The sequence below is a fragment of the Ideonella sp. genome, from assembly GCF_036277275.1.
Taxonomy (GTDB): Bacteria; Pseudomonadota; Gammaproteobacteria; order Burkholderiales; family Burkholderiaceae_C; genus Ideonella.
The window spans coordinates 1-9296 of record NZ_DASUNH010000091.1 but is presented as its reverse complement, the minus strand read 5'-3'; the positions used below and the strand labels follow the sequence as shown (position 1 = coordinate 9296).

The window sequence follows — 9296 nt, the reverse complement described above, 5'->3', positions numbered from 1 at the left end:
CGGCTCCTCCTTTACCTCGCTGCGCAGAGCGCCCCGTCGCCCCGATCCTCCACCGTCGCGGTCTTCTAACGCCGAGCCACCCACGGTGAATGCCGAGAGGGTCGGGTGACCGGCGCAGCGAAGTAAAGGAGGAGGGCAGGGCACAGCCCTGCCCGGGGGACATGAGCGGAGCCGGTCACCCGGCCCTCTCGGCGCAAGCTCACCTCCGACGCGCTCAAGCATTCAAGTCTCCCGGCGCGTCGGTCAACGTCTTCAGCACCGCCGGCGTCACCGCACGGTGAAAGCCGTTGTAGGTGGGTGAGCCCGCATGGTCGATGTTCGGGTAGATCGCGCTGCCCAGCGACGCGCCCCCATCGATCTGCACCGTCACGCCGGTGATGAAGGACGCCCCCGGCGACAACAGGAACACGATCGCCGAAGCGACCTCGGCCTCGGTCGCCAACCGCCGCAGCGGCACGTGGTGTTTGAGCTTCGGAATCATCGCCTTCACCGCGCCGCCGTAGGTGTCCATGCCGCTGCTGGCCACCCAGCCCGGCGCTACCGCATTCACCCGCACATGGGCGTGGGCCCATTCGTAGGCGGCCGTCTGCGTCAGGTTGGCCATGCCGGCACGCGCCGCACCCGAATGCGCCATGCCGGGCATGCCGTTGCGAAAGTCGGCCGTCATGTTGACGATCGCGCCGCCGTGCTGCTGCATGCTCTGCGTGAACACCTCGCGCATCATCAGGAAGCCGCCGGTCAGGTTGTTGGCTACCACCGCGTCGAAGCCGCGTTTGCTGATGGCCAACATCGGAGAAGGGAATTGGCCGCCAGCGTTGTTGACCAGCCCGGCGATCGGGCCTTGCTTGGCCACTTCGGCGACCTGGGTTTTGACAGCCTCCTCGTCGCGGATGTCGAATGCGCGCCATTCGCAGCAGCCGCCGTCTTCGGCAATCTCGGCCGCCACGCGCTGCAGCTTGTCTTGCGCGCGGCCGCTGATCAGGACGTGGGCGCCGAGCGAAGCGAGTTCGTGTGCGACGCAGCGCCCGATGCCCGAGCCGCCACCGGTCACCCACAAGCGCTGGCCGGCGAACAGGCCGGGGCGGAACACGCTGTCATAACGGGCAGCGGACATGCGGGCGTCTCCTTGGGTCTGGATCTTGGCCGCGAGGGTAACGTTAACGTCACCTCGCTGGCTAATAGGGAATTCCGCTAGTGCGGCCGGCAGCGGGCAGGCCTAAAGTGCGGCGAACCGATCAACCCGGAGACGAGCAATGGACCTGAACGCCGCCACCAAGGTGCTGCGCGAAAAAGTGGGCAGCGACAGCGGCCTGGGCACGACGCTGAAATTCGACTGCGGCAGCGAGGGCATCGTGCTGATCGACGGCGCCGCAGTGCCCAACACCGTCAGCAACAGCGACGGCGATGCGGCCTGCACCATCGCGCTCAGCCTGGACACCTTGAACCGGTTGATCCTGGGCGAGCTGGAGCCGACCACTGCCTTCATGATGGGCAAGTTGAAGGTCAGCGGCGACATGAGCGTCGCGATGAAGCTGCAACACCTGCTCTGACGCTGTCGCGGCCATGGCCAAGCAGGAAGAGGTCGAGGTGCTGTCGCCGCAGGACGCGGTGGCCGCCCACCGCGACGAGACGACGAGCGATCTGTTCGGCATCACCGAGCTGTGCCGCGAGTTCGGCATCTCGCTGCGGGCCATCCGCTTCTACGAAGACAAGGGCATGCTGCACCCGCGGCGTGTCAACGGCACGCGGGTCTACACGCGGCGCGACCGGGCCCGGTTGGCGCTGATCCTGCGCGCCAAGGCCATCGGCTCTTCGCTGGCCGAGATCAAGCATTACCTCGACCTTTACGGCTCGCATGGCGAAGGCCGCGTGCAGCAGATGCGGTATGTGCTGTCACGCACCGACGACGCGATCGCCGAGCTGCAGCAAAAGCGCGACCACATCGACGCCACGCTGGCCGAGCTGCGGGTCATCAACGACGCGGTGCGCAAGGGCCTGGCGGATCGCCGCTGAGCCTGCGCCGCTGAAAGTCATTCCCCCATGCCATTGCCACTCTTCCCGTCGGTCTGGATGACCGAGGAGCACCGCATGCTGCAAGACAGCGTGCGGCGGTTCATGAACGACCGCTGGGTGCCGCGCGCGGCCGAGTTCCGCGAGGCCGGCCTGATGGGCCCGGACACCTGGCGCGACGCCGGTGCCAACGGCCTGCTGTGCGTCGGCCTGCCGGAGGAATACGGCGGCGGTGGCGGCGATTTTGGCCACGAAGCGGTGATCCTGCTCGAGCAGGGCCGCGCCAACCTCAGCGGTTGGGGCGGTGGTCTGCACTCGGCCATCGTCGGCCCGTACATCCTGCACTACGGCAGCGAAGAGCAGAAGCAGCGCTGGCTGCCGAAGATGGCCACCGGCGAGCTGATCGGCGCGATCGCGATGACCGAGCCCGGCACCGGCAGTGACCTGCAGAACGTGCGCACCCATGCCCGCCGTGATGGCGACCACTACCTGCTCAGCGGCGCGAAGACCTTCATCACCAATGGCCAGAACGCCAACCTGATCATCGTCGTCTGTCGAACGGGCGATGCCGGCGCCAAGGGCATGTCGCTGCTGGTGGTCGAGACGGAAGGCGACGATGGGAAGCCCACGCGAGGCTTTCGCCGCGGCCGGAACCTCGACAAGGTCGGCATGAAGGCGCAGGACACGTCGGAGCTGTTCTTCGACGAGGTGCGCGTGCCAACGGCCAACCTGCTCGGGCCGGTCGAGGGCTCGGGTTTTGCGCAGCTGATGCAGCAGCTGCCGCAAGAGCGGCTGATCATCGCGGTCAGCGCGATCGGCGCCATGGAGCGGGCGCTGGATGAAACCGTGGCCTATGTGAAGCAGCGCCAGGCCTTCGGCAAGACGGTGTGGGACTTCCAGAACACCCGCTTCAAGCTGGCCGAGGTGCAGTCCACCGTGCTGGCCACGCGTGCGTTCGTCGACGCCTGTCTGGCCGCGCACCTGAGAGGTGAGCTTGACCCGGCCCGCGCGGCGCTGGCCAAGTCCTGGGTCACCGAGCAGCAGTGCCAGGTGATGGACGAGTGCCTGCAGCTGTTCGGCGGCTACGGCTACATGATGGAGTACCCGATCGCCGAGCTGTATGCCGATGCCCGTGTGCAACGCATCTACGGCGGCACCAACGAGATCATGAAGGAGCTGGCGTCACGCTCCATGTGATGCTGCCAAGACATGAACGACACCGACCACGGCGACCGTGACCTGGGCTTCACCTGGCAGCGCATGAACAGGCGGGCGTCTTGTCGAAAGCGAGAGAGGGGCGGCTGCCCCGGTGGGCTGCGGACGACATGAGCATCGCCCGCGAGCACATCGAAGGAGCCGCCGTGTTCGAGGCCCGGTTACTTGGACACGCCCAGCAACTCGAACATCTGATCACCCGGCATCGCACCCACGCAGTTCTTGATGGGGGTCCAGTCGCGACAGCCGAGCCCGTAGCCATCGCCCGGGTTCTGGATGACGGCCCTGCTGCCGGAGAAGCCCTTCGACGCGTTCCACATCCATACCGTGCCGACTTCCTTCGTCTTGGCTTGCACCGACAACCAGTAGTGGCCAGCCTTCAGCTTCACAGGCGAGGACAGCGCGATCGCGAGGTTGCCTTCGACGTTTTTGGTGATCGGGGCGGCCAGCAGCTCGGCGACGACCTTGCCCGGCTTGCCGTTCAGATCTTTGAAGAAGGTGATGTTGGCGCTGGCCACTTCGCCGCCCGCCGAACCCATTCCGCCGTAGGCGTGAACCTCCGAGATCTTCCAGATGGCCCCTTCGGGCACGGTGAAGTCGTCCGCGATGCGGATGTCCATCTCGTCGTAGCCGCTCTCCCAGTCGGTGGACACGACACCTGCCAGCCACCTGCCGGTATGGCCATACAGCACTTCTTTGGCCGTCAGCGACGGTGTCGGCGTTTCGATGCGCTGGTCCGCTGCGGAGCGGGTTTGCATCAGCTCTGGTGCCGCCATGGCGGCAGCCGTTGCGGCCAGCAATACAGCCGCGGTCAAGATGCGAACTTGAAGCAAGTTCTTCATGCTGATCTCCTAGAAAGTTTATGTGTTCAAGCCCGACCCGCGGACTGCGGGCCTGGCAGGGATCTCGAGCGAATTGCCGGCAGAGGTCATCGTAGTGATCGATGCACAGGCCCTCAAGCGCCGTCCGCGTTTCCCGCAATCGCGGACGGCAGGCAAGGGCCGGGACGGCCAGTCAAGCACCTCCGCATGTCTCGAATCTCACTCGCTAGACAAGCCGTATCCGTGCGCCTTGGCATGCACCCGCTCGCGTCTCACCGAGTTGCATTCATCGCCGCTGATGGGCGACGACGCCCCATCGGCGATTGCACGCGGCCCCTTGACGGACATGGGTACACGATGGTTACCTGTTCAGCGTCCCGCCCACCGATGACGGATAGAACCGCATCGGCAGTCGGCACCCCACCCCTCATGAAAGGACGAGCGTCGCACTTCTTGTGACAACGCCACCCGCATGCGAGACGAATCCGACGACACCGGCGACGACGGCCACCTGGGCTTTACCTGGCAACGCATGAAGAACGGCGAGGTGCGCGTGCTGCACCACGGCAGGCTGGCCAGCACGCTGCGCGGCCGCGACGCTGAAGATTTCCTCGCCGAGGCCGATGGCGCCAACGACGCTGCGATGCAGCAATCGATGGCGCGGTTGACCGGCAACTACAAGCACGGCAATGAACGCACCGCCGCCAACCATCCACGCAACCGGCGCTGAAACCACCATGACCGAAGCCTTCATCTACGACCACGTGCGCACACCACGTGGCAAGGGCAAGAAAGACGGCAGCCTTCACCAGGCGAGCCCCGTGTGGCTGCTGCGCGGCCTGCTGAAGGCGCTGGAAAAGCGCAACCAGCTGGACACAGCACTGGTCGACGACGTCGTTCTCGGCTGCGTGACGCCGGTGGGCGAGCAGGGCGCCGACATTGCGCGCACGGCAGTGCTGGACGCCGACTGGGCGCAGACGGTGGCCGGCGTCACGCTGAGCCGCTTCTGCGCCTCGGGCCTGGAGGCCATCAACCTGGCCGCAGCCAAGGTCGGCAGCGGTTTCGAAGATTTGGTCGTCGCCGGTGGCGTCGAGAGCATGAGCCGTTGGCCGATGGGCAGCGATGGTGGCGCCTGGGTGATGGATCCGCGGGTCAATCAGCACCTGGGTTTCGTGCCGCAGGGCATCGGTGCCGACCTGATCGCCACGCTCGAAGGCTGGGGCCGCGCCGATGTCGACGCCTTCGCCGTTCGCTCGCACAGGCTGGCCGCCGCGGCGCGTCAGAAGGGCTTGTTCAAGAAGTCGGTCGTGCCGGTGACTGACATTGCCGGCCTGCCGCTGTTGGCCGAAGACGAAACCATTCGCCCGGGCACGACGGCCGAGGCGCTGGCCAAGCTGCAACCCAGCTTCGCGATGATGGGCCAGATGGGGTTCGATGCGACGGCGCTGCGCAAGTACACGACGGTCGAGCAGATCGACCATGTGCATCACGCCGGCAACTCGTCCGGCATCGTCGACGGTGCCGCGCTGATGCTGATCGGCTCGGCCGAGGCTGGCGAGCGCGCGGGGCTGCGGGCACGGGCGCGCATCCGCAGCGTCGCGGTGATCGGCTCTGAGCCGACCATCATGCTGACCGGACCGGCGCCGGCCTGCCGCAAGGCGCTGCGCAAGGCCGGCATGTCGGCCGCCGACATCGACCTGTGGGAGATCAACGAGGCCTTTGCCGCAGTGCCGCTGAAGTGCGCCCGCGAGCTGGAGATCGACATCGAGCGCGTCAACGTCAACGGCGGCTCGATCGCGATGGGCCACCCGCTCGGCGCCACCGGCTGCATCATCCTCGGCACGCTGCTCGACGAACTCGAGCGCCGCAACCTGAGCACCGGCTGCGCCACTTTGTGTGTCGGCGGCGGCATGGGCATTGCCACCATCATTGAGAGGATCTGACGTGGCAACGATCGCAATTGACAAGGGCGCCGACGGTGTCGTGCTGGCCACGATGGACCTGGCCGGCAAACCGATGAACGTGATCGACGCCGAGATGGCCACGGCGCTGGCCGGGCTGGTCGAAGCGCTGGAAAGCGACGCATCGATCACCGGCCTGATCCTCGCATCGGGCAAGAAGGACTTCTTCGCCGGTGCCGACGTGGACCACCTGTGGTCGATCGATACGGCAGAGCAGGCGTTCGAAGAGTCGATGCACTTCAAGTCCTGGCTGCGTCGGCTCGAACAGGCCGGCAAACCGGTGGTCGCGGCGATCCACGGCCGGTGCCTCGGCGGCGGTTTGGAGATCGCGCTGGCCTGCCATCACCGCATCGTGCTGGACGACGGCAAGGCGCGTCTCGGCTTGCCCGAGGTGAAGCTGGGCCTGCTGCCAGGCGGGGGGGGCACGCAACGGATGCCGCGGCTGGTCGGCATGCAGCAGGCGCTGCAATGGATGGGCGAGGGCACCGAGGTGCGTGCCGCGCAGGCGCTGAGCAGCGGCCTGGTGCACGCATTGGCCAAGACGCCTGAACAGATGCTGGCCCAGGCTCGCGCGTGGATCGCAGCCAACCCGAAGCCGCAGCAGCCGTGGGACGCGCCGAAGTTCCGCTACCCCGGCGGCGATTCGCGCTCGCCGGCGGTCGCGCAGCTGCTGGCGATCGCGCCCTCGATGGCCAGCGCCAAGAGCTGGGGCAACTACCCGGCGCTGACGCACATCATGAGCAGCGTCTTCGAAGGCGGCCTGGTCGACTTCGACAACGCGTTGGCCATCGAGAGCCGCTACTTCGCCGCCTGCGTCGTGAGCCCGGAAAGCCGCAACCTGATCGGCACGCTGTGGTACCAGCTGAATGCGATCAAGAAGGGCGCGTCGCGGCCCGCGGGCCCGGCACCGTCGAAGGTCAAGAAGCTGGGCATCCTGGGCGCCGGCATGATGGGCGCCGGCATCGCCTATGTCAGCGCCAAGGCCGGCATCGAGGTGGTGTTGCTCGACACGACGCAGGCCAACGCAGACAAGGGCAAGGCCCACAGCCAGGGCCTGCTCGACAAGGCGGTGAAGAAGGGCGGCCGCACGCCTGAGCAACGCGACGCGATGCTGGCGCGAATCACGCCGACCACCGACTACGCGGCGCTGAAAGACTGCCAGCTGGTGATCGAGGCGGTGTTCGAAGACCGCGCGATCAAGGCCGAGGTCACCAAGCTGGCCGAGGCGCAGCTGAGCCCGAAGGCGGTGTTCGCCTCGAACACCTCGACCCTGCCGATCACCGGGCTGGCGAAGGCCAGCGAACGGCCTGCCAACTTCATTGGGCTGCACTTCTTCTCGCCGGTCGACAAGATGCCGCTGGTCGAGATCATCGTTGGCGAGCAGACCAGCGACGAGACCCTGGCCAAGGGCTTCGACTTCGTGCGGCAGATCGGCCAGACGCCGATCGTCGTCAACGACAGCCGCGGCTTCTACACCAGCCGGGTCTTCGCGACCTACGTGATGGAAGGGCTGGCGATGCTGAAGGAGGGTGTGCACCCGCGCAGCATCGAGGTCGCCGGCCTGCAGGCCGGCATGCCGATGCCGCCGCTGGCGCTGCAAGACGAGGTCAGCCTGTCGCTCGGCGTGCATGTGGCCGACCAGACCCGCAAGGACATGGCCGCCGAAGGCCAGCCCTACGAGGCGCATCCGGGTGAGTCGGTGCTGCGCCAGCTGTGCGAGATCGGCCGGGTCGGCAAGAAGGCCGGCCAGGGCTTCTACGACTGGCCGGCCGAGGGCGACAAGGGCGACAAGCGCCTGTGGCCCGGTCTGAAGACGATGTTCCCGCCGGCCGCCGAACAGCCGGCCCAGCACGAGATGATCGAGCGCCTGCTCTATGCCCAGGCCAACGAGGCCGCGCGTTGCCTGGAAGAAGGCGTGCTGCGTTCGGTGGCCGATGGCAATGTCGGCTCGATCCTCGGCTGGGGCTTCGCACCGTTCTTCGGCGGCGCGCTGCAGTTCATCAACACCGTCGGCCCGGCGCACTTCGTGGCCCGCTCACGCGAGCTGGCGGCAGCGCACGGCAAGCGTTTCAAGCCCGCCAAGCTGGTGGTCGAGCTGGCGAAGAAGGGCGAGCGGCTGGAAGAGGGCGGGCCGGCCCCGGCCTGACGCCGCCCTGGCTGAAGGTCATGCGCCGCCGGTGACGGCGGCGCTCTTCAGCAGGGCATGCACGTCGTTGACCATCACCGCCAGGAAGCCCAGCAGCGCGACGTAGTAGATGCCGTATTCCCACTTCACCTTGGTCGGCACGTTGTAGTAGGTGGCGGCCTCGGCGCTGTCCTTGCGGTATTTGATCGCCTTCCAGACCTGCGGAGCCGCCAGCAACGCGATGAGGATCAGCATCGGGTTGGGCCGGTAGTAAAACAGCGCGCCCAGCACCGGTACCCCCAGCAACCAGATGCGCGGCGACAGAACCGCGGTGATGCGGCCGCCGTCGAACGGCGACAGTGGGATCAGGTTGAACAGGTTCAGGAAGAAGCCCGAATACGCGACGGCCAGCAGCCAGTGGATGCCTTCGTTGCGGGCCACGAAGTAGCAAACGATCGCGCCCATCGTGCCCAGCAGCGGGCCACCGAGGCCGACGTAGGCCTCGGTCTCGGCGTCGTGCGGCAGGTCCTTCAGCTCGACCCAGGCGCCGATGAACGGAATGAAGGTCGGCAGGCCGACCGCCAGTCCGCGCCGCCGCGCGGCGATGTAGTGGCCCATCTCATGCACGAACAGCAGCGCGACGAAGCCCGCCGCGTACCGCCAGCCGAAGACGAAGGCGTAGAGCCCCACCGACAACAGCATGCTGCCGCCGCTGGCGAGCAGCGGCCCCAGCTTGACTCCCGACAGCAGCAATAACAGCAGCTTGACCATCGCGCAACGATCAGGCGGTGGGCTTGCTCTTGCGGCTGAACAGCTTGCCGACCAGCGCGAGCAAACCCAACCCGCCGAGGATGAACAGCTTGGCGAACTTGGCGAAGAACACGCCCGCAGCCGCCAGCAGGCCCAGCTTCTTCGCGCCCACGCCCAGCACCAGCGCGGCCAGGCCGTATTCGGCGACGTGGTCGGTCTTCTCGTCGAAGTCGCTGTAGCGCTGGCCGTCGTTGAAGTTCAGGGCCGCCAGCATCGCCTGGCCGTCGGGCTTGTGCGCCGGCAGCTCTTTCAGGCCAGTCACCAGGTTCATGCTGAAGTAGCCTTCGCGGCCGAGCAGGTAGGTGTTGTAGTTGACACCCTGGTCATCGGTGTCGGTCGAGCCCTTCTCGCGCG

Annotated in this window: 10 protein-coding genes; 6 read left to right on the top strand and 4 right to left on the bottom strand. The window is 66.8% G+C overall.

Going from position 1 to position 9296, the window contains the following annotated elements:
- Positions 1-214: 214 nt before the first annotated feature.
- Complete coding sequence (locus VFY73_RS15880) at positions 215-1114, bottom strand: SDR family oxidoreductase (RefSeq protein WP_329720438.1); 900 nt, start codon at positions 1112-1114, stop codon at positions 215-217.
- A 139-nt stretch (positions 1115-1253) separates the two neighbouring features.
- On the opposite strand from VFY73_RS15880, the gene VFY73_RS15875 reads away from it, so the two are divergent.
- Genes VFY73_RS15875 through VFY73_RS15865 form a run of 3 tightly spaced genes read left to right on the top strand, consistent with a single transcriptional unit; the run spans position 1254 to position 3207 of the window.
- Positions 1254-1550 (top strand): SCP2 sterol-binding domain-containing protein, encoded by a 297-nt coding sequence (locus tag VFY73_RS15875; RefSeq protein ID WP_329720436.1) that lies wholly within the window; start codon positions 1254-1256, stop codon positions 1548-1550.
- 13 nt (positions 1551-1563) lie between these two features.
- The gene (locus VFY73_RS15870; RefSeq protein ID WP_329720434.1) at positions 1564-2013 is read left to right on the top strand and encodes a MerR family DNA-binding transcriptional regulator; all 450 of its coding nucleotides are present in this window, start codon (positions 1564-1566) and stop codon (positions 2011-2013) included.
- Positions 2014-2040: 27 nt separating this feature from the next.
- Positions 2041-3207, top strand: a complete 1167-nt coding sequence (locus VFY73_RS15865) for an acyl-CoA dehydrogenase family protein (protein WP_329720432.1) — start codon at positions 2041-2043, stop codon at positions 3205-3207.
- Positions 3208-3386: 179 nt separating this feature from the next.
- Here the strand turns inward: VFY73_RS15865 and VFY73_RS15860 are convergent, their stop codons facing one another.
- Entirely contained in the window at positions 3387-4067 is a 681-nt protein-coding gene (locus VFY73_RS15860) for a hypothetical protein (RefSeq protein ID WP_329720430.1), read from the bottom strand.
- Between the two features lie 451 nt (positions 4068-4518).
- On the opposite strand from VFY73_RS15860, the gene VFY73_RS15855 reads away from it, so the two are divergent.
- The 3 genes from VFY73_RS15855 to VFY73_RS15845 are packed head-to-tail and all read left to right on the top strand — an operon-like array spanning position 4519 to position 8153.
- Complete coding sequence (locus VFY73_RS15855; RefSeq protein WP_329720428.1) at positions 4519-4776, top strand: hypothetical protein; 258 nt, start codon at positions 4519-4521, stop codon at positions 4774-4776.
- A 7-nt stretch (positions 4777-4783) separates the two neighbouring features.
- On the top strand, positions 4784-5989 hold the full coding sequence (locus VFY73_RS15850; RefSeq protein ID WP_329720426.1) for an acetyl-CoA C-acetyltransferase: 1206 nt from the start codon (positions 4784-4786) through the stop codon (positions 5987-5989).
- Positions 5990-6041: 52 nt separating this feature from the next.
- The gene (locus VFY73_RS15845) at positions 6042-8153 is read left to right on the top strand and encodes a 3-hydroxyacyl-CoA dehydrogenase NAD-binding domain-containing protein (protein WP_414654471.1); all 2112 of its coding nucleotides are present in this window, start codon (positions 6042-6044) and stop codon (positions 8151-8153) included.
- An 18-nt stretch (positions 8154-8171) separates the two neighbouring features.
- On the opposite strand, the gene VFY73_RS15840 is transcribed toward VFY73_RS15845, so the two are convergent.
- Together VFY73_RS15840 and VFY73_RS15835 are read right to left on the bottom strand one after the other, a co-directional pair.
- Positions 8172-8903, bottom strand: coding sequence for a site-2 protease family protein (locus VFY73_RS15840; protein ID WP_329720422.1), 732 nt, complete (start codon positions 8901-8903; stop codon positions 8172-8174).
- A 10-nt stretch (positions 8904-8913) separates the two neighbouring features.
- The coding region (locus VFY73_RS15835) for a DUF2167 domain-containing protein (RefSeq protein ID WP_329720420.1) at positions 8914-9296 on the bottom strand (383 nt) is incomplete at its 5' end.